The organism is Bordetella genomosp. 8, assembly GCF_002119685.1.
Taxonomy (GTDB): domain Bacteria; phylum Pseudomonadota; class Gammaproteobacteria; order Burkholderiales; family Burkholderiaceae_B; genus Bordetella_C.
The window spans coordinates 781,520-800,483 of the sequence record NZ_CP021108.1 but is presented as its reverse complement, the minus strand read 5'-3'; the positions used below and the strand labels follow the sequence as shown (position 1 = coordinate 800,483).

General features: G+C 66.5%; 18 protein-coding genes and 2 pseudogenes. 13 read left to right on the top strand and 7 right to left on the bottom strand.

Annotated elements, in window-relative coordinates; translation table 11 throughout:
• Positions 1-42 precede the first annotated feature (42 nt).
• Entirely contained in the window at positions 43-1,311 is a 1,269-nt protein-coding gene (locus CAL12_RS03600; RefSeq protein ID WP_086067658.1) for an Hsp70 family protein, read from the top strand.
• A 66-nt stretch (positions 1,312-1,377) separates the two neighbouring features.
• Here the strand turns inward: CAL12_RS03600 and CAL12_RS03595 are convergent, their stop codons facing one another.
• The gene (locus tag CAL12_RS03595) at positions 1,378-2,352 is read right to left on the bottom strand and encodes a Bug family tripartite tricarboxylate transporter substrate binding protein (RefSeq protein WP_086063229.1); all 975 of its coding nucleotides are present in this window, start codon (positions 2,350-2,352) and stop codon (positions 1,378-1,380) included.
• A gap of 253 nt (positions 2,353-2,605) precedes the next feature.
• On the opposite strand from CAL12_RS03595, the gene CAL12_RS03590 reads away from it, so the two are divergent.
• Positions 2,606-3,361, top strand: a complete 756-nt coding sequence (locus tag CAL12_RS03590; RefSeq protein ID WP_198298369.1) for a class I SAM-dependent methyltransferase — start codon at positions 2,606-2,608, stop codon at positions 3,359-3,361.
• A 24-nt stretch (positions 3,362-3,385) separates the two neighbouring features.
• Here the strand turns inward: CAL12_RS03590 and CAL12_RS03585 are convergent, their stop codons facing one another.
• Positions 3,386-4,132 (bottom strand): TerC family protein, encoded by a 747-nt coding sequence (locus tag CAL12_RS03585; RefSeq protein WP_086063227.1) that lies wholly within the window; start codon positions 4,130-4,132, stop codon positions 3,386-3,388.
• Positions 4,133-4,219: 87 nt separating this feature from the next.
• Here CAL12_RS03585 and CAL12_RS03580 point away from each other — a divergent pair, with 87 nt between their 5' ends.
• Together CAL12_RS03580 and dbpA are read left to right on the top strand one after the other, a co-directional pair.
• Positions 4,220-6,133 carry a B12-binding domain-containing radical SAM protein gene (locus CAL12_RS03580; protein ID WP_198298368.1) on the top strand — a complete coding sequence of 638 codons (1,914 nt, stop codon included), beginning with the start codon at positions 4,220-4,222 and terminating at the stop codon, positions 6,131-6,133.
• 3 nt (positions 6,134-6,136) lie between these two features.
• On the top strand, positions 6,137-7,525 hold the full coding sequence (gene dbpA / locus CAL12_RS03575; protein ID WP_086063226.1) for an ATP-dependent RNA helicase DbpA: 1,389 nt from the start codon (positions 6,137-6,139) through the stop codon (positions 7,523-7,525).
• A gap of 23 nt (positions 7,526-7,548) precedes the next feature.
• Here dbpA and CAL12_RS03570 read toward each other — a convergent pair whose 3' ends face one another.
• Complete coding sequence (locus tag CAL12_RS03570) at positions 7,549-9,003, bottom strand: aminotransferase-like domain-containing protein (RefSeq protein ID WP_086063225.1); 1,455 nt, start codon at positions 9,001-9,003, stop codon at positions 7,549-7,551.
• Positions 9,004-9,117: 114 nt separating this feature from the next.
• Between CAL12_RS03570 and CAL12_RS03565 the strand changes: the two are divergent.
• From CAL12_RS03565 to CAL12_RS03545, 5 genes and pseudogenes are all read left to right on the top strand, one after another.
• Positions 9,118-10,428 (top strand): annotated as a pseudogene (locus CAL12_RS03565) (hydroxymethylglutaryl-CoA reductase, degradative); the annotation flags it as partial.
• Between the two features lie 48 nt (positions 10,429-10,476).
• Positions 10,477-10,971, top strand: coding sequence for a hypothetical protein (locus tag CAL12_RS03560; protein WP_086063223.1), 495 nt, complete (start codon positions 10,477-10,479; stop codon positions 10,969-10,971).
• Positions 10,968-12,356, top strand: coding sequence for a tripartite tricarboxylate transporter permease (locus CAL12_RS03555; RefSeq protein WP_086063222.1), 1,389 nt, complete (start codon positions 10,968-10,970; stop codon positions 12,354-12,356). The genes CAL12_RS03560 and CAL12_RS03555 overlap by 4 nt, the downstream gene beginning before the upstream one ends.
• 121 nt (positions 12,357-12,477) lie before the next feature.
• A complete protein-coding gene (locus tag CAL12_RS03550) occupies positions 12,478-13,470 on the top strand; it encodes a zinc-dependent alcohol dehydrogenase family protein (protein WP_086063221.1) in 993 nt (330 codons plus the stop codon).
• 92 nt (positions 13,471-13,562) lie between these two features.
• Entirely contained in the window at positions 13,563-14,054 is a 492-nt protein-coding gene (locus tag CAL12_RS03545; protein WP_086067656.1) for a hypothetical protein, read from the top strand.
• Positions 14,055-14,066: 12 nt separating this feature from the next.
• On the opposite strand, the gene CAL12_RS03540 is transcribed toward CAL12_RS03545, so the two are convergent.
• The 4 genes from CAL12_RS03540 to CAL12_RS03525 all read right to left on the bottom strand — a co-directional run bounded on the left by CAL12_RS03540 (position 14,067) and on the right by CAL12_RS03525 (position 16,534).
• Positions 14,067-14,678, bottom strand: a complete 612-nt coding sequence (locus CAL12_RS03540) for a hypothetical protein (RefSeq protein WP_232464694.1) — start codon at positions 14,676-14,678, stop codon at positions 14,067-14,069.
• The gene (locus CAL12_RS03535) at positions 14,630-15,109 is read right to left on the bottom strand and encodes a hypothetical protein (RefSeq protein ID WP_420042750.1); all 480 of its coding nucleotides are present in this window, start codon (positions 15,107-15,109) and stop codon (positions 14,630-14,632) included. Before CAL12_RS03535 ends, CAL12_RS03540 begins: the two co-directional genes overlap by 49 nt.
• 279 nt (positions 15,110-15,388) lie before the next feature.
• On the bottom strand, positions 15,389-15,952 hold the full coding sequence (locus CAL12_RS03530; protein ID WP_086063220.1) for an isochorismatase family protein: 564 nt from the start codon (positions 15,950-15,952) through the stop codon (positions 15,389-15,391).
• 174 nt (positions 15,953-16,126) lie between these two features.
• The gene (locus tag CAL12_RS03525) at positions 16,127-16,534 is read right to left on the bottom strand and encodes an NUDIX domain-containing protein (protein ID WP_157792874.1); all 408 of its coding nucleotides are present in this window, start codon (positions 16,532-16,534) and stop codon (positions 16,127-16,129) included.
• 78 nt (positions 16,535-16,612) lie between these two features.
• Between CAL12_RS03525 and CAL12_RS03520 the strand changes: the two genes are divergently transcribed.
• From CAL12_RS03520 to CAL12_RS03510, 4 genes and pseudogenes are all read left to right on the top strand, one after another.
• Positions 16,613-17,185: a helix-turn-helix domain-containing protein gene (locus CAL12_RS03520; protein ID WP_086063218.1), complete on the top strand. Its 573-nt coding sequence runs from the start codon at positions 16,613-16,615 to the stop codon at positions 17,183-17,185.
• 1 nt (position 17,186) lies between these two features.
• A pseudogene (locus CAL12_RS28385) lies at positions 17,187-17,708 on the top strand (GNAT family N-acetyltransferase); the annotation flags it as partial.
• Positions 17,709-17,858: 150 nt separating this feature from the next.
• On the top strand, positions 17,859-18,224 hold the full coding sequence (locus tag CAL12_RS28380) for a GNAT family N-acetyltransferase (protein ID WP_332459322.1): 366 nt from the start codon (positions 17,859-17,861) through the stop codon (positions 18,222-18,224).
• Positions 18,225-18,388: 164 nt separating this feature from the next.
• Positions 18,389-18,937, top strand: coding sequence for a VOC family protein (locus CAL12_RS03510; RefSeq protein ID WP_086063216.1), 549 nt, complete (start codon positions 18,389-18,391; stop codon positions 18,935-18,937).
• The last annotated feature ends 27 nt before the right edge of the window (positions 18,938-18,964 follow it).

Sequence of the window (18,964 nt, the reverse complement as noted above, 5' to 3'; positions counted from 1 at the left end):
GGATCGCGCCCCGCGCCCGCCAACGCGGGGCGCGCGCATTTCATGACTCGTTCCACTCCCGCCGTCGCCTGCGGCATCGACTTCGGCACTTCCAATTCCGCGGTAGGCTGGCACCGGCCGGGCGCATCGCCCCTGCTGCCGCTGGAAGACGGCCAACCGACCATGCCGTCCGCCATCTTCTTCCATGAAGAAGACAGCACCATCAGCTATGGCCGCGCCGCGCTGGAAGACTATCTGGCCGGCTATGAAGGCCGCCTGATGCGCGCCATGAAGAACCTGCTGGGCAGCTCCCTGATCGACGGCCATACGGAGATCCGTGGCCGTGGCGTCCCCTTCCGCGTGCTGCTGACCCACTTCATCGCGCAATTGAAGGCGCGCGCCGAGCAGGCCGCCGGTCGCGCGTTCACGTCGGTGGTGATGGGCCGCCCGGCCTTTTTCGTCGATGGCGACGAAGCGGCGGACCAAAGCGCCCAGGACACATTGGGCGAAATCGCCGCCGCCGTGGGTTTCGAACACATCGCCTTCCAATATGAACCACTCGCCGCCGCCTTCGACTACGAGTCGCAGATCGGCCGCGAAGAACTGGTGCTGGTGGTCGACATCGGCGGCGGCACGTCCGACTTTTCCCTGATCCGGCTGGGACCGAAGCGCGCCGGCCAGGCCGACCGCAAGCAGGACATCCTGGCCCATGGCGGCGTGCACATCGGCGGCGGCGATTTCGACCGGCACCTGAACCTGGCCGCCTTCATGCCGCTGCTGGGCTTGGGCAGCAAGCTGCGCAACGGCAAGGACGTGCCTTCAACGCAGTACTCCAATCTTGCTTCCTGGCACACGATCAACTTCGCCTATACCAACAAGGCCCAGGAGACGCTTTCATACATCCGCGCCAATGCCGCGGAGCGCGACAAGGTCGAGCTGCTGCTCAAGCTCGTCAAGGAGCGCGCTGGCCATTGGCTGTCCCTGCAGGTGGAAAAAACCAAGATCGAGTTGTCCGATGCGCCGCTGGCGCGAGCCAGCCTGGACCGCATCGCACCGGGCCGCATGCTGGACGTCACACGACCCGAACTGGACCACGCGACGGCGCCGCTGATCGCCCGCATCGAAGATACCGTCGCCGCGCTGTTGCGCGATGCGACGGTGGGCAGCGCGGCGATCGACACCGTGTTCTTCACCGGCGGTTCGAGCCGCGTCTCCTGCCTGCGCGAGCGCATCGCCGCGCTGCTGCCGGAAGCGCGTAGCGTGGAAGGCGACCTGTTCGGCAGCATCGGCGCCGGACTGGCGCTGGATGCCGCCCGCAAGTTCGGTTATTGATCCCGGCGATTGAACACGGCTGTTGCACCCGGCGATTGCGCGCGGTCCCGACCCCGGCTATTGCGGCTAGTTGGCGTTGATCTCTCGCGCCTTGACCAGTTCACCCCAGCGGTGACGCTCCTGGTCCTCGAAGTTCGCCAGGTCCCGGCCCGCCAGCCGCCCCGGGACCGCACCCACGGAACGGAATTGCTCCTTCACCGCGTCGGTCTGCAGCGCCTGCTGGGCGGCGGTGATGAGCCTGTCCCGAACGGCGCCGGGTATTCCCGCCGGCGCATAGAGCGCGAACCATGCCGTGACGTCCATCTTGCCGATGCCGCTATCCGACACCGTCGGCACGTCAGGCAGCGATGGCGAGCGCTCCGCGCTGGTGACCGCCAGGGCCCGCACCCGCGTGCCATCCTTCAACTGTCCCAACGCGCTGGGCAGGTTATCCAGCAGCACGTCGATCTGCCCGCCGATCAGGGCGGGCATCGATGCGGCAACACCACGAAAGGGGACGTGCAGCATCTCGATGCCGGCGATCTGCTCCAGGTAGGCGCCCGTCAGGTGCACGGAAGAGCCGACCCCGGGTGAACCGTAGGTCAGCGGCTTGCCTCGGCTACCCTTGGCGTAAGCGACCAGGTCCTGCATCGTTTTCATGCCGGAATCCGCGCGCACCATGATCACATTGGGCGTCGTGAACACCAGCGCCAAGGGCGTGAAGTCCTGGGCCGGGTCGTAGGCCATGTCCTTGTAGATGAACTCGTTGATGGCCTGCGTGCCTATGGTGCCCATCCCTATCGTGTAGCCGTCCGGCTGCGCGCGCTTGACCACGGCCATGCCGATGTTTCCGCCCGCGCCGGCGCGGTTATCCACGACCAGCGGCTGGCCAAGGAAAGGCGCCATCGCCTGCGCCACGGCGCGGGCGGCGATGTCCGTCGTTCCTCCCGCCGGATAGGGAACGATGAGCGTCACCGGCCTTTCGGGATAGTCCGCCGCGGCGGGCGTCACCGCCATCATCGTCGCCATGGCGCAGGCAGCCACCAACAGAGTGAATCTCATCGACTAGTCTCCTTATTGGAATGGACGTGGCGACGATGGTCCTGGCCTTGGCCGCGAACGCCGCCACGGCCTAGCTTAACCGCTGCGGGCCGTGCCGCTGCCGGCGGCCCGCGGCGCCGGGCATCCCGCACCGCGGCGATCCAGGCGGCGACGGTTGCGGCAATCGGCGCAAGGCATTAAGGTCTGGCGGCAACGCGCCGCATCCCCCTGTCGCACCGCGGCGCACGTGGGACCACTGACTGGAGCCTGAACCGTGAAACCCGTCGTTGTAATGCTCGCCGCGGCCAGCCTGGCGCTGGCATCGTGCGCCCAGCCGCCTCGCCAGCAACCGCGTGCCGCCATCGATGCCGCACTGGCGTCGTCCGATCGCCCCGCCGCCGACGTGCAGCGCGATGCCGCCCGCAAACCCGGTGAGTTGCTGGCGTTCGCCGGCATCAAGCCGGGCGACCGCGTGGCCGACCTGATGCCGGGCGGCGGCTACTTCACCCGCCTGTTCAGCAAGGCCGTCGGCCCCGGCGGCCATGTCTACGCCGTCGTGCCGCAGGAATTCCTGGCAATCGCGCCCAAGTCCCTGGCCACGGCGCAGGCCATCCCGACCGCCGCCTATGCCAACGTGACCGTGGCCAGCCAGCCGCTGGCCACGTTGGCGCTACCGGAACCGCTGGACGTCGCTTGGACTTCCGAAAACTATCACGATGTCTACGGCTTCGCCGGCCCGGCGGCCGCGGCGCAACTCGACGCCGCGGTCTACCGGGCCTTGAAGCCGGGCGGCGTGTTCATCGTCACCGATCACGTGGCCAATGCGGGTACCAGCGGCCAGAGCGCGCACACCCTGCATCGCATCGACCCGGAAACCGTCAAGCAGCAGGCATTGGCGGCGGGCTTCCAGCTCGTGGCCGAGAGCAGCATCCTGCGCAATCCGCAGGACCCGCATGACGTCCCGGTGTTCGCGCCGGCGGTACGCGGCCATACCGATCAGTTCGTGCTCAAGTTCCGCAAGCCCGGCTGAGTCCGAACCGCCGCCGGCCGCCATTCAGCCTTGCGGGCCGCGCCGCGCCTTGGCCCGGCGCGCCATCAGGTTCAGGCCCTCGATCAGGGCGGAGAATGCCATGGCGGCGTAGATATAGCCCTTGGGCACGTGTGCGCCGAAGCCTTCGGCGATCAGCGTCATGCCTATCATCAGCAGGAAACCCAGGGCCAGCATGACGACGGTGGGATTGCGCTGGATGAAGCGCGCCAGCGGATCGGCGGCAAGCAGCATGACCAGGACGGCCACGATGACCGCGATGAACATGATGGGAATGTGCTCGGTCATCCCCACCACCGTGATGATGCTGTCGATGGAGAACACCAGATCCAGCAACAGGATCTGGCCGATGGCCGCGGCGAAGCCTATCGTGGCGGTCTTGCCTTCGAACATGTCGCCATCGGGATCCGGATCGACGTGGTGATGGATTTCCTTAGTTGCCTTCCAGACCAGGAACAGGCCGCCGGCGATCAGGATGAGGTCGCGCCAGGAAATCCCGCGTCCGAATATCTCGAACAGCGGCTGGGTCAACTGGACGATGAAGGCGACCGTGCCCAGCAAGGCCAGGCGCAGGACCAGCGCCAGGCCGATACCGATACGCCGGCCGTGCGCCTGCTGCGATGCCGGCAGCTTGTTGGTCAGGATGGAAATGAAGATCAGGTTGTCGATGCCCAGCACGACTTCCATCGCGATCAAGGTCGCCAGGGCTATCCAGGCGGCAGGGTCCTGAGTCAGCGATAACAGGTAATCCATACATGCTCTCCGGCTCGTGCGGCGCCCGCGCGCCATCGTGGCTTATGATACATACCGCCCATTTCTTCGGCCGCCCTGCCGCGCTTCATGTCCGCCCTGCCCTTGCGCGTGCTGTCCGTCATCCCGCCGATGACGCAGCTGAATACGCCCTACCCATCCACCGCCTACCTGACCGGCTTCCTGCGATCGCGCGGCGTGCCGTCGTTCCAGGAGGACCTGGCGCTGGCGCTCGTGCTGCGCCTGCTGTCGCCCGCGGGCCTGCGTGCCGTGGCGGCGCGGGTCGACGCCCTGCCGGCGCACGCCCACAGCGCGTCGGTCCAGGCCTTCGTCGCGCAGCAGCCGCGCTATCTGGCGACCATAGGCCCGGCGATCGCCTTCCTGCAAGGCCGGGACTCGACGCTGGCGCATCGCATCGTCGGCCGCCACTACCTGCCCGAAGGACCGCGCTTCGACTCCCTGGATGTCTATGTGGATGAGGAAGGCGGCGATCCCCTGGGCTGGGCGTTCGGCGCCCTGGGCCTGCAGGACCGCGCAAAGCACCTGGCCACCCTGTACCTGAACGATCTGGCCGACGTCATACGCGACGCCGTCGACGAACGTTTCGAATTCGTGCGCTACGCGGAATCGCTGGCGGGCAGCCAGCCTACTTTCGATCCTCTGGCGGAGGCGCTGGCGGCGCCCGCCAACCTGGTGGACGATACGCTGCGCGACCTGACGCTGGACGCGCTGGCGCGCCATGCGCCGACCATGGTGCTGCTCTCGGTGCCCTTCCCCGGCGCCGTCTACGCGGCTTTCCGCATCGCGCAGACCATCAAGGCGCGGGATCCCGGCATCGTCACGGTGCTGGGCGGCGGCTTCGTCAATACCGAGCTGCGCGAGCTGAAGGATCCACGCGTATTCGATTATTTCGACTATGTCACGCTGGATGCCGGCGAACGCCCCCTGCTCGCCTTGCTGGAGCACGTGCAGGGCAAGCGTTCGCGCCAACGCCTGGTGCGCACCTTCCTGCGCGATGCCGAGACGGCGGCGGTCCGCTACGTGAACATGGTCGAGCCCGATGTCGCCTTCGCGGAAGTCGGCACGCCGACCTGGGACGGGCTGCCGCTGGATCGTTACCTGTCGCTGCTGGACATGCTGAATCCCATGCACCGGCTGTGGAGCGACGGGCGCTGGAACAAGCTGACGGTGGCGCATGGCTGTTATTGGAAGAAGTGCAGCTTCTGCGACATCAGCCTGGACTATATCGACCGCTACGAGGGCGCATCCGCCACCGTGCTGGCGGACCGTATCGAAGCCATCGTGCGCGAGACCTCGCAAACCGGCTTCCATTTCGTCGACGAAGCCGCGCCGCCCAAATCGCTGAAGGCACTCGCCACGGAACTCATCGCCCGCGACACCGGTATTTCATGGTGGGGCAATATCCGTTTCGAAAAGACCTTCACGCCGGACCTGTGCGAGCTATTGGCCGACAGCGGCTGCATAGCGGTTTCGGGCGGGCTTGAGGTCGCATCCGACCGCCTGCTGAAGCTGATGAAGAAAGGCGTATCCATCGACCAGGTGGCGCGGGTAACGCGCGCCTTCACCGATGCGGGCATCCTGGTGCATGCCTACCTGATGTACGGCTTTCCCACGCAGACCGTGCAGGACACGGTCGATGCGCTGGAATATGTGCGGCAACTGTTCGAAAACGGCTGCATCCAGAGCGGGTTCTTCCACCGTTTCGCGTGCACCGTGCATTCGCCGGTCGGCAAGCACCCCGAGGAATACGGCGTGACCTTGCGGCCTTTGCCGCCAACGTCCTTCGCCAGGAACGATGTCGGGTTCGACGACCCGACGGGCGTGGATCACGACAGCCTGGGCAGGGGCCTGAAGAAGGCCATCTACAACTACATGCACGGCATCGGCCTGGAGGAGGACGTGCGCGCCTGGTTTCCTTACAAGGTGCCCCGCACGACGGTGCAGCGCAATCGCATAGAACGGGCCTTGAGCCAACAGGGATAGTCCATGAACGATCACGCTTTTTCATCGCTGCCCATGCAGCCCGCCCTGCTGGAAAATCTGCAAGGCCTGGGCTACACGCAGATGACGCCTATCCAGGCGCAAAGCCTGCCCATCATCCTGGAAGGCCGCGACCTGATCGCCCAGGCCAAGACCGGCAGCGGCAAGACCGCCGCGTTCGGCCTGGGCCTGCTGCAGCACCTGGACGTCGCGCGCCTGGTCCCACAGGCGCTGGTCGTCTGCCCGACCCGAGAACTGGCGGACCAGGTGGCCCAGGAACTGCGCCGGCTGGCCCGGTTGATTCCGAATGTGAAGGTCTTGACGCTGTGCGGCGGCGCCGCCGCGCGGCCCCAGGCGGAATCGCTGGCCGGCGGCACGCATCTGGTCGTGGGTACGCCCGGCCGGATCAAGGACCATCTCGAACGCGGCAGCCTGGACCTGTCCGGCCTGCGGACCTTGGTGCTCGACGAAGCGGACCGCATGGTGGACATGGGCTTTTATGACGACATCGTCGCCATTGCCGCGCATTGTCCGGCCAAACGGCAGACCCTGCTGTTTTCCGCCACCTACCCGGACAACATCCGCAAGCTCAGCGCCCGCTTCCTGCGCAACCAGGTCGAAATCAAGGTGGAGACGCAGCATGACGCAAGCCACATCGAACAGGTTTTCTATGAGATCGACGACAGGGAACGCCTGGACGCGGTGGTCACGCTGTTGAACCACTTCCGACCGGTCTCCACGCTGGCGTTCTGCAATACCAAGGTCCGCAGCCACGACCTGGTGGAACGCCTGCAATCGGCGGGCATCAGCGCGCAGGCGCTCAACGGCGACCTGGAACAGCGCGAGCGCGACGAGATCCTGATCCAGTTCGCCAACCAGAGCTGCGCCGTGCTGGTGGCGACCGACGTCGCCGCCCGCGGGCTGGACATCCAGAACCTGGGCGCGGTCATCAATGTGGACGTGACCAAGGACACGGAAGTCCACATCCACCGTATCGGCCGCAGCGGCCGCGGCGACCAGAAGGGCCTGGCGCTCAGCCTGTGCTCGCCCGAGGAAATGCGCTGGGCCAACCTCATAGAGGAATACCAGGGCGCTCCGCTGAAATGGGGCGACCTGAAATCGCTGCGGGCAAAATCCGATCGCCCATTGCGGGCCCCCATGGTGACCCTGTGCATACAGGGCGGCAAGAAGGACAAGCTGCGTCCGGGAGACCTGGTGGGCGCCTTGACCGGCGATGGCGGCCTGGCATTCGAACAGGTCGGCAAGATCAACATTACCGAGTTCAATGCCTATGTGGCCTTGAACCGCCAGATCGCCAAGCAGGCCTACGCCAAGGTCTCGAACAGCAATATCAAGGGGCGGCGGTTCCGCATGCGGTTCCTGGAAGAATTCTGATCGATCCAGGTCCACCGTGAAGGTCAGCGCAGTCGGGCGCGCATGGCCGTACGGAACCGCTCATCAACCAGCGCACCGACATTGCATCTGGACCATCGAGACAGCTGCTCCGCGTCGACGCTGAACACCCGCCCCGGTGCGAGCAGGATTTTTTCCGGCATCAGCTCGCGGGCCAAAGCCACCGTATCGTCGATGCCCGGGAAGGCCGGCCAGAGATAAAGCGAACTCGCCGGTCGCGCAAAGACCTCCGCGCCCAGTTCGTCCAGCACTTCCAGCGCCCGCGCGGTGGCGGCCTCCAGGCGGCGGCGCAGGCGGAACAGATGCCGTTCATAGTGGCCCTCGCGCAGCATGACGTCGACCATGCGTTCGCAGTATTCCGAGCTGCTTACGTGCACCAGGGCCTTGAGGTCCGCCAGATCGCTTGCCAGCGCGGCGTCGCAGGCGATGAAGCCGACGCGTAGCGCCGCCGAGAACGACTTCGAAAAGCTGCCGATATGGATGGTGCCCGCCAGCTGGTCCAGCGCCGCCAGGCGCACCGCCGACGTAGGCTTGAAATCCGCCAGCGGGTCGTTCTCAACGATCGTCACGCCATGGGCCTGGCACAGCTGCAGCACACGATAGGCCTTCGCCGCGGAAATATCCGACCCCGTGGGATTATGTGCCACCGACTGCGTGAAGAACAGCCGCGGCTTGTCGCGCGCCAGCAGGCGTTCCAGCACCGCGACGTCGGGCCCGTCCGGCAGGCGGGGAACGCCCAGCATGCGCGCGCCCGCCAGCTTCAGCTTGCCGAACAGCGGGTAATAGCCGGGATCGTCCACCAGCACGGCGGCGCCCGGCGGCACGAAATAGCGAATCAGCAGGTCCATGGCCTCGTTGGCGCCATGCGTGAGCACAAGCTGGGACGTGGAGGCATGCACGCCGATGTCGCCGAGCTTGCGCACCAGGCTTTCGCGCAACGGCGCGTAGCCGAAGCGGCTGCCATAGCGGAACAGGCTGCCCAGGCCGGTACGCACGACCTTCTGGTGATAACGATCCATGCGCATGTCGGCCAGCCATTCCACCGGCGGAAAGCCGTCACCGACGGCCACCGCGTCGGGCTGGGTCTTGAGCTGTTCGCGCATCAGCCACACGATGTCCATGGCCCGGCTCAACTGCCCGGCTTCCTCTTCCGCGGGCTTGCGCACGTAGTGGCGGTCCGCGACGTAGAAGCCCGAACCCCGCCGCGGTTCCACCAGGCCCTGCGCCACCAGTATCTCGAACGCGACCACGACGGTGTTCTTGGCGTAGCGGTGCAGCTGGGCCACTTCGCGCAGCGACGGCAGCTTGTCGCCGGCGCGGTATACGCCATTGGCGATCTGCTGCCCGATCAATCGGGCCAGGCCCTCGGCGATCGGGGCGCCGCGTCCGACGCGTGTGTCGCGTGGTTCGCGTGCTTCGCGCGGCGCGCGCCGCGCCGTCGCTTTCCTGCTGTCGTCCATGGCCACGATCCTTGGGCATCCGCAAAAATTGGTGCAGTGCGATGGTACTGTTTGCCCAAACTGTACCTGTCAACAGCGGTACAGTTTACCTAGCATCGACGCGTTGATTCCCAAACGGAGCATTTCATCGTGGTCGATTCGCGCCTTTCCAATTTCCGCGCCCTGTCCCCTTCCGAAAGACTGGAAGCCATCGTCGGCGCCGTCGGGCTGAGCGACGAAGAAAGGCTGGCCCTGGCCCGCCCCGGCGCATTGGCGCTGGACCGCGCCGACGGCATGATCGAGAACGTCATCGGCACGTTCGAACTGCCGATGGGCGTCGCCGCGAATTTCCAGGTGAACGGCAAGGACGTGCTCGTACCCATGGTGGTGGAAGAGCCTTCCGTGGTCGCGGCGGCATCCTATATGGCCAAGCTGGCGCGCGAATGCGGCGGCTTCGAAACCTCCAGCAGCGCGCCCGTGATGCGCGCGCAGATACAGATCCTGGGCCTGACCGATCCCCAGGGCGCGCGCCTGTCGCTGCTGCGGGAAAAAGAACGCATCCTGGCGCTGGCCAACAGCCGCGACAAGCTGCTGGTGGAGCTGGGCGGCGGCTGCCGCGACATCGAGGTACATATCTTCCCCGACACGCCGCGCGGCCCGATGGCGGTGGTGCATCTGATCGTCGACGTGCGCGACGCCATGGGAGCGAACACGGTCAACACCATGGCCGAAGCGGTCGCCCCCGTGGTGGAAGAAATCACCGGCGGATCGGTGCGCCTGCGCATCCTGTCCAACCTGGCGGACTTGCGGCTCGCGCGCGCCCGCGTCAGACTGACGCCCGCCGTGCTGGCCACGCGCGAACGCGGCGGCGAGGAAATCATCGAAGGCATCCTCGACGCCTGGGCTTTCGCCGCGGTCGATCCCTACCGCGCGGCCACGCACAACAAGGGCATCATGAACGGCATCGATCCGGTCGTCGTCGCCACCGGCAACGACTGGCGCGCGATCGAAGCCGGCGCGCATGCCTACGCCGCGCGGACGGGCCGCTATACCTCGCTGACCGCCTGGGAAAAGGACACCTCGGGCGCGCTGGTGGGATCCATCGAAATGCCCATGGCCCTAGGGCTGGTGGGCGGCGCGACCAAGACCCATCCGCTGGCGCGGGTGGCCTTGAAGATCCTGGGCGTGCGCTCGGCGCAGGAACTGGCCGAGATCGCGGTGGCCGTCGGCCTGGCGCAGAACCTGGGCGCCTTGCGCGCCCTGGCGACCGAAGGCATACAGCGCGGGCACATGGCGCTGCATGCCCGCAATATTGCGTTGACGGCCGGCGCGACAGGCGCCGAAGTGGACGCCATCGCGAAACGCATGGCCGCCGAAAAAGACGTACGCACCGATCGCGCCATCGCCCTGCTGAAGGCCTTGCGCGAACCGGGCTCGAGCGCATAGCGCAGGGACAATAACGGCGGCGGACGCCGCCATCAGGAGGAGACCACAATGAGCATCGACATCAGCCCTCATGGGCAACGCGCCGTGCCGGATCGCGCATCCGCATGGCAGCTCGCGGAAGTCTGGAGCGACACCGTCGACCTGCGCCACCTGGCATGGTCCATCGGCATCGGCGTCGTCATCAGTGTCGCCGCCTTCATCGCCGCCGGCCGCTGGTTGGGCGGGATCGCGGCATCGGCGGAACTCGCGCATGCCTACGCCATGCTCGCGGGCCTGGCAGGCAGCGTGATCGCCGGCGTCGTCTGCGCACGCCTGTTCCCGCCCAAGCGCGAGGTGGTCGAGGACACGTCGCTGGCCGATCCGGCCTGGCGCGCGGAAGTGTTGGCCGAGCTGGCCGGCGAGCCGGGCGGACTGGGTACGCTGGCCGACCTGCCGCCGGCCGCGCTGCGGGAGCTGCGCGAGCTGGGCCTGCTGGAACTGTTCGACGGACAGCCCGAGCCGCGCGATGCGCGCTTGCCCAGGACCAAGGAGGCGCTGGCATGAGCGATCCCGTATTGTTGAACCAGATCCTGGTTGCGGCCGCGATGGGCCTGGTCGGCGCGGCCGTCTTCGCCGCCATCGGCCTGATCTCGGGCACCGACGAAACCACCACCATCGCGCCGCTGACGCTGCTGGTGGCCTTGCTGGGCGTGCCGCCAGCCGGCGTCTTCACCTTCTTCCTGGCGGGCGCGGTCGCGAAGCACATGACCCATGCGGTGCCCACCGCCCTGCTGGGCATCCCCGGCGACACGCTGGCGACGCCGCTGCTGCAGGACGCCAACATGCTGCGCAAGCTGGGCGTGCCGCACATCGCCCTGCGCAAGATGATTTCCGGCGCCATCATCGCCGCCTTCGTCGCCGTGCCGCTGGCCGTCCTGTTCGCCGTGCTGCTGGCGCCGTTCGGGCCGGCGATCACGCGCTCGGCGCCCTGGATATTCCTGGCGGCCGCGGTGCTGATCGCCTATTTTTCCGCGGGGCGCTGGGCCGCGGTCGCGCTGTTGATTCCTTTCGTCGTGGTCATCGTCGCGTTGCAGAGCCTGACGGCCCGCTATGGCGTCAAGCTGAGCGTCAGCTACTTCCTGGGCATCGCCATCGGCCCGCTGATCGCGGACCTGTTCGCCGTCATGTCGCCGCAGGGCCGCAAGCGGATGGCGCGCGACAAGGTCCATACGCTCACGCTGGCGCCCGACGTGAAGGGCTGGTCGGGCTATTTCCCCAATCCGCTGAAGGTGCTGGACCGTACGCAGACGCGTTGGACGCTGGCCACCGCGGCCGTCTCCAGCGCGACCTTCGTCTTCAGCCCCGTGGCGATGACGGTGGTGATGGGCGAGATGGTCGGCGCGCGTATCCGCCATGCGTATCACCGGCTGACGACGGTGCTCAGCGCCCGCAACGGCGTGACGGAAGCCACCTATATCGCCGAAGCCCTGATCCCGCTCATCGCCTTCGGCTTGCCCTTGAGCCCGGTCGCCGCCGGCCCCGCGGCGCCCTTGTTCAACGCGCCGCCGAGGTTTACGGTGGACAGCGCCACGGGGCAGACCCACAACCTGCACAACCTGTTGAACCACTGGGAGTTCCTGGGCTACGGCATGCTGGCGGTGATCATTGCCTCCCTGGTTTCCTATCCCTTCGCGATGAACTACGCACGCCGCGCCGCGCTGTTCGTGTCGCGCAAGGTCAGCCACGAAGCCATCATCGCCACCTTCGTCGGCCTGATCGTGGTGATCAGCGTGTGGGAAGGACAGTTGCTGGGACTGCTGGTCATCCTGACCATGGGGCTGATCGGCGGGCTGCTGTCGCGCTTCTTCGCGTTCAACACCGGCGTGCAGTTCATGGGCTACTACACGGCGGTGCTGACCGTGCCGGCCCTGGTCAAGCTGATGACCTAGCCGGCGCCGGGCGACGTCGCCCGGGCTTTCGTCATGTCGGGCGGAACGGAGATCTTCACGGGAAATGGCCGGCGCGGATTATGCTTGCGCGAGTAGAGGCCTCATATCAACGGAGACGTCCATGACCCGAGTTGTCCGCTTTCACGAATACGGAGATGCGAGTGTGCTGCGCATCGAAGACATCGATGTCCGCGCGCCCGCCGCGGATGAGGTGCAGATCGCCGTCAAGGCGATCGGCCTGAATCGCGCCGAGGTGATGTTCCGCACCGGCCGCTACCTGCAGGAAGCCGCGTTCCCGTCCCAGCTGGGTTACGAGGCCGCGGGCGTGGTGCGGACGATGGGCGACGACGTGGCCGGCTTTGCAGAGGGAGATGCCGTCAGCGTGATTCCCACCCCCGACATGGCGCGTTGGCCGACTTACGGGGAGCTGATCAACGTGCCCGCCAGGTATGTGGTCAAGCACCCGGCACGGCTGAGCTTCGCGCAGGCCGCTGCGTCTTGGATGCAGTATGTGACGGCCTGGGGCGCCTTGATTGCGCAGGGACGGCTGCGGGCCGACGATTTCGTGATCGTCTCGGCCGCGTCCAGCAGTGTCGGTATCGCCGCGATACAGATCGCCCGCAGCGTCGGCGCGACGGTGATCGCGACCACCCGCGGCAGTGGGAAGGCGCAATCGCTCAAAGAGGCCGGCGCGCACCACGTGATCGCGACCGCCGAGGAGGATCTGGCGGCCAGGGTCATGGCGATCACCAATGGCAAGGGCGCGCGCCTGGTGTTCGATCCCATCGGCGGACCGGCCATCGCCCAGCTGGCGGAATGCATGGCCTTCGGCGGCATGCTGCTGGAATACGGCGCCCTGAGCCCCGACGCCGGCGCCTTCCCCCAGTTCGCGCTGCTGGGCAAGTGCCTGACCTTCAAGGGCTACCTCTACATCGAGGTCATCACGCACGACGAATTGCTGGCGCAGGCGAAGGCGTTCATCAACGCGGGACTGGAATCCGGCACGCTGTCGCCGCTGATCTCGCGGACCTTCCCATTCGATCAGATCCAGGAGGCCACGCGTTTCCTGGAATCGAACGAGCAGGTCGGGAAGATCGTGGTCACGGTCGGCTGATCGGACGCGGCTGGCGTATCCGGGTATGCGTATACTTTGCGGCCGCGCCCCGTACGGGGCAACGATGCAGGAGTAACCAGGCAGTGAACGACATTTCCGCGGACGACGCAGACACACCCGAAGACCGCAAGACGCAGGAGGCCAGGCTCTGGTGCGATGACGGCTGGACCGCCCGGGTCATCAAGAACGAAGACGATGACGGCTGGGCCGTGGAAATGACCAAGGACGGCGAAGCGGAACCGGCCCTGGTCGGCCCTTGGACGATGGGCCGCGACAAGAAGAATCCGAAGCCCCTCGATGCGCCCGCCTTCTTCACGCTCGTCAAGACCGCCAATGAAGTCCTGCGCCGGCACGAACAGCAATTGCACGCCACCCTGCACAAGAGCGTGAAAATAGACGTTGAAGGCGGCCGCCTGACCGTCAAGCTGGATATCGTGCCCGACGAGGACGAACCGTATGCGGTGTTGAGCGCCTACGACGAACTCGGCGAGCAATTGGCCCAGATCAACGTGGCGCCGACCTACAAGCTCAGCGTTCAACGCGCCTCGGAGTGGGCCGCGGGCGGGTTCGGTAAGCCGCGCTGAAGCGGGGCTGGATTACTGCAAGCTTCCCCAGCGGCCGACCGCCGGCTCCGCGGCGGCCCAGCGCCACTGCTGGTCGCTGTCGCGGCAGACCTGCGTGATGAACCATTGCGAGCTCGCGGTTTCCGCCTCGCCGGTGATCACGGAAAACGCAATTTCGCGGCATGTCGTGAGGGCGTTCTCCGTCTGATTGAGCACTTGCAGCTCGCCGTGCTCATCGAAGAAGCTGATCGAGTAATGCGCCGCCCATACGCGCTTTTCACCGGGGGCCATCGTGCCCGCGGCGCGGGCGATCAGGGTCTGCTCGGTGTCCTGCATGTTGCGGTACACCCGCTGCACGGCCGCATCGGTGGCGGCCTTTACCGCCACGCCGACGCCCACGCCGATCGCCGGATTGCTGGTCGCCGCGCCCGTCGCGATACCGGCGGCGGCGCCGGTGAAGCCGCCGATCGAGCTGCAGCCGGTCAGCGCGATGGCGAGCAGGCACGCGGAGATGGCCAGGCGCGCGCAGGGCATGCGCGTGCCCGCTTCGCTGTCGTTCTCGCCAGGCGCGCCCGAGGATGGGTACGGTTGCGCCATCACTGCAAGGATCCCCAGCGCGCCGTCGCGGGCTCGGCCGATGCCCATTTCCAATGTCCCGCCTGCTCGCAGATCGTCGCGGTATAGAAGTCGCTGCGGGGCTTGTCATCGACCACGTCGTCGACCGAGAACACGATTTCCTTGCAGTTCAGCTCGCCGGCGCTGATCTGGCGCGACACGGTCACCCTGCCGCGCGCGTCCGGCTCGATCTCCACGGCATGGCGGCTTTCCCACTTGGCGGTCTTGCCCATCGCCAGGGGTCCGGCCACGGAGGCGATGCGGTCCTGTTGCTCTTCGTGGTAGTTCTTCTCGACATACTTGACGCCGGCTTGCGCGGCGGCCAGCGCGCCCAGGCCGATGCCGGCGGCCACCGTGGGATTGCGGGTGACCTTGCTGGCCAGCGCGGCGCCCCCGACGCCGGCGCCCGCGGCGGCACCTTCGCTGAACAGCGAACTGCACCCGCTCGCGGAGAGCAGCATGAGCGCACCCGCCAGCACCGCGACCGCGCATCTGGCGCCGCGCGGCCCACTGCCACGACAGGGATGATCGGGACCGGGCAGCGGTGTGCCGGCACTCGGACAGGACGCGTGCGTTTGCGAATTCTCGAACGCGCTGGATGCAGGGGACATAGGGATGCTCTCGCTGATGTAGCCAAATCGGCGCCCGGGGCAAGGCTGCACCCCGAACGCAGCAGCGGTGCGCGGCCGTGCCGCGCAGGACAGAGAGTTTACGCGAGCGCGCGCAGGTGCATGGTAGAGCTAGCCACCACGGATGTGCATCAGAAAATCCGCACTGGCGATCACGTCCCCCGATCTCCCGGGCGCCCGCTGCCCGCTCCAGTAGAGATTGGTATGCCTGATGACCGCATCCGCCGTGGGAGCGCCCTGCCGCGTCCTGTCGATGGTCGTATGTCCATCACCGACCAGCACCGCGTCATAGCCCCGGACCAGCGCGCCATGCAATGTCGAACGCACGCACATGTCCGTCTGCGCGCCGGTCACCACGAGCTTGCCCGCATGCAGCCTGGAACAGAGGTCTTCGAACCCGGTGTCCTCGAACGCATCCCGATAGCGCTTGTACACCACCGGCTCTTGCGCTTGCGGTACGAGCCCGTCGACGAATTGCCACGCGACGCTGCCCTCGGCGAGCTCGTCGTCCGTGTGCTGCACCCATATGACGGGCATGCCCTCACGCCGGGCATGCTCGATCAACGTCCTGACGACCTCGATCACCGCATCACGTCGATATGCTTCGGCGACCACGCCGTTCTGCATGTCGATAACAACCAGCGCCGCATTGCCGCGATTTTCCAGCGTCGTCATGACTGCTCCTGTTCAATTGCCTGCTCCAGTCATTTATAGCCGACAAGACCACGAATGCTGCGAAATGTCTTGTATCGGCAGTGAGGAGTCGCGCTAAGCTGCAGTCGGCGATTCTGGTCGGAGCTCACCTGAGCAAGCGGCGTTTAGCCGACTGGATGCAACACCGACCGCGATCTACCCGCGGATGTCGAATACTTCCGGCTTATTGCCGAGATACCACGCCACGGAACGGGTGACGCTCAGTTGGCGTATCTCGTCGAGTTCGAAGTATCCCGCGCCGGCGCCTTCCAGGACTTGGAAATCGCCCCATTCGACGGGGCGGCGCAACAGCATCAGTGGCGCTTCCTGGCCATCGCTGCCCGTGCGGCGGCCTATTTCGGTGAAATCGGCGGGCGCCGCGATGATGCCGAGCTCTTCTTCCAGTTCACGCGCCGCCGTGTGCCGGTGATCCACGTCCTCGTCTTCCACGCCTCCGCCCCAGAAGCTCCACGCCAGCGGGCCGTTGGCGGCCTTGCTGTCGCGCATCTGCAGCAGTGTCCGGCCCTGCCCGTCGCGAATGAGAATACTGACGTTGGTGATCACGGTGGCTCCCTGGCCGCCAGTTGACGCGGCGGCGACTATCCATAAGAATAGAATATATATCCAATATTATAGACGCCCATGGACATCAACCAGCTCATCGCGGCCCGCCTGCGCGACCTGCGTAACAAGCGGGCGTGGTCGCTGGACGTGCTTGCCGATCGCAGCGGCGTGAGCCGGTCCACCATCTCGGTGATCGAGCGGGGCGAAAGCAGCCCCACCGCCATCATCCTCGACAAGCTCGCCTCGGCGCTCGATGTCCCCCTCGCGTCCCTGTTCGAACGGCCGCCTTCGGAAGCAAGCCCCTCGCCCGTCTCACGCGCCGACCAGCAGGCGGTCTGGAAAGACCCGGCATCGGGTTACGTGCGCCGGCACCTTTCCGCGGCCTTTCCCTGTCCCACCCAGTTGATCGAGATCCACTTCCCACCGGGCCAGAGCATCGCCTACGACGCGGTCATGCAGAACCCCGACGTCGTGCAGCAGGTGTGGATGATGCGCGGAACGATGGATGTGCGGGTGGGCGAAACCACCTGGCAGCTCGCGAAAGGCGACTGCCTGACGATGCCGCTCAACGTGCCTACCGCTTTCCACAACCCGGGCGCCGCCACCGCGCATTATCTGGTCGCGATCACGACGCCTGCCAAAGGACTCTAGGATGACCACCGAAACCAGGATCCGCATCGTCGGCGCGGACGAAGCAGCAGGCCTTGCCGGGCCGCTGGCCGAGTTGTTGATGGACTGCGTCGCCGGTGGCGCGTCGGTCAGCTTCATGGCGCCCCTGGATAAGCCGAAGGCCGAACGCTTCTGGATGAAGGTCGCCGACGGCGTCGCGAAAGGCGATCGCATCCTGCTGATCGCTGAGTCCGGCAAACGCATCATGGGCACCGTCCAGGTCGTCATCGGCCTGCCCGAAAACCAGCCGCACAGGGCGGACGTCTCCAAGCTGCTCGTGCATCGCGAATTCCGGCGCCTGGGGGTCGGAGCCAGGTTGATGGCGGAAGTGGACAAGGTCGCCGCCCAGGCCGGCAGGACGCTCCTGGTCCTGGACACCGCCACCGGCAGCGATGGCGAACGGCTTTATGCGCGCTCCGGCTGGATCCGCGCGGGCGTCATCCCGGGCTACGCCCTGAAGCCGCACGGTGGCGCGACGGACACCACGTTCTTCTACAAACAGCTATCGGCCGGCGGCGCGCCCGACGGCCGCGCGAAGACCGCAGACGTCTCGCACGCGGCGGATGCCGCGCAGGCCATCGAGCCGGCGCGGCCGGCCGATGCCGCCGCCATCAAGGCGCTGGTGGATGGCGCCTATTCCAAGTACATCGACCGCATGGGAAAACTTCCGGCGCCGATGCAGGCCGACTACGGCGCGCTGGCGGCATCAGGCGACCTGTACGTGCTGCGCGCGCATGGCGTGATCGCGGGCGCGATCCTGCTGACACAGGACCGTGACGCGTTGAAGGTCAACAACCTGGTCGTGGGACACGAGGACCAGGGCAAGGGCTACGGACGCGAGCTGATGCTGTTCGCGGAACGCATGGCCCGCTCGCGCGGTCTGCGTGCCCTGACGCTGTACACCAATGCGCTGATGCATGAAAACATCGCGCTGTACCAGAAGACGGGTTTCGTCATAACCGACCGCGTCGCGGAAGACGGATTCGACAGGGTGTACTTCCGCAAGCCGCTGGTCCCGTAGCCCCTGGACGATCCCCTCACCGTGCGTCTTGTCCACCTCTCAGTAGAAACCATGATGCGCACGGCCGGCCATCCGTGCCTACAATTGCGGAAACGTTTCCGCAACCTGCTCGCCAGGGCTTCTTTGGCACGGCGGCCAAGCGGATAAAAAGCAACGGAGACATCATGAGCTTTCTGCTGGGTGCCGCGCGCCAGGTGGGCTACGTCGTCAGGGACATCGAAAAAGCGATGGCGCAGTGGGCCAGGCTGGGCGTCGGCCCGTGGTTCTACAAGGAAGACGTCGGCACCACGGAGTTCCGCTACTACGGTGACGACTCGCCGCCGCCTGCCCTGTCCATCGCGCTGGCCAATTCCGGCGACCTCCAGCTGGAGCTGATCCAGCAACGGGACGATGCGCCGTCGCTGTACCTCGACACGCTGCGGCAGGCCGGCGATGCGGCCCAGCACATCGCCTACTGGACGCTGGATCGCTACGACGAACATGTGGCCACCTTGCTGGGCCTGGGCTATGTGGAAGGCCATGGCGGCCGGATGGGAACGCGCGGCCGCTTCGGCTATTTCGTGCACGCCGACCTGCCCAGCGCGATGATCGAGATTTCGGAGCTGACCGGTGGCAAGGGCGAACACTTCGAACGCGTGCGCGCCGCCAGCGTGGGCTGGGACGGCCGTGATGCCGTTCGCCGGCTGACCGCCACGGGCCTTGCCAGGCCCTAGCCTGCCGCCTGCCCGCGACGCCAGCCT

Bases quoted from the DNA above. Each gene is read 5' to 3' on its own strand.
- CAL12_RS03555 (WP_086063222.1), top strand. From the start codon at position 10,968: ATGAGCGATCCCGTATTGTTGAACCAGATCCTGGTTGCGGCCGCGATG.
- CAL12_RS03540 (WP_232464694.1), bottom strand. From the start codon at position 14,678: ATGGGCATCGGCCGAGCCCGCGACGGCGCGCTGGGGATCCTTGCAGTG.
- dbpA (WP_086063226.1), top strand. From the start codon at position 6,137: ATGAACGATCACGCTTTTTCATCGCTGCCCATGCAGCCCGCCCTGCTG.
- CAL12_RS03570 (WP_086063225.1), bottom strand. From the start codon at position 9,003: ATGGACGACAGCAGGAAAGCGACGGCGCGGCGCGCGCCGCGCGAAGCA.
- CAL12_RS28380 (WP_332459322.1), top strand. From the start codon at position 17,859: ATGGGAAAACTTCCGGCGCCGATGCAGGCCGACTACGGCGCGCTGGCG.
- CAL12_RS03595 (WP_086063229.1), bottom strand. From the start codon at position 2,352: ATGAGATTCACTCTGTTGGTGGCTGCCTGCGCCATGGCGACGATGATG.
- CAL12_RS03520 (WP_086063218.1), top strand. From the start codon at position 16,613: ATGGACATCAACCAGCTCATCGCGGCCCGCCTGCGCGACCTGCGTAAC.
- CAL12_RS03580 (WP_198298368.1), top strand. From the start codon at position 4,220: ATGTCCGCCCTGCCCTTGCGCGTGCTGTCCGTCATCCCGCCGATGACG.
- CAL12_RS03585 (WP_086063227.1), bottom strand. From the start codon at position 4,132: ATGGATTACCTGTTATCGCTGACTCAGGACCCTGCCGCCTGGATAGCC.
- CAL12_RS03535 (WP_420042750.1), bottom strand. From the start codon at position 15,109: ATGCTGCTCTCCGCGAGCGGGTGCAGTTCGCTGTTCAGCGAAGGTGCC.
- CAL12_RS03560 (WP_086063223.1), top strand. From the start codon at position 10,477: ATGAGCATCGACATCAGCCCTCATGGGCAACGCGCCGTGCCGGATCGC.
- CAL12_RS03530 (WP_086063220.1), bottom strand. From the start codon at position 15,952: ATGACGACGCTGGAAAATCGCGGCAATGCGGCGCTGGTTGTTATCGAC.
- CAL12_RS03550 (WP_086063221.1), top strand. From the start codon at position 12,478: ATGACCCGAGTTGTCCGCTTTCACGAATACGGAGATGCGAGTGTGCTG.
- CAL12_RS03510 (WP_086063216.1), top strand. From the start codon at position 18,389: ATGAGCTTTCTGCTGGGTGCCGCGCGCCAGGTGGGCTACGTCGTCAGG.
- CAL12_RS03600 (WP_086067658.1), top strand. From the start codon at position 43: ATGACTCGTTCCACTCCCGCCGTCGCCTGCGGCATCGACTTCGGCACT.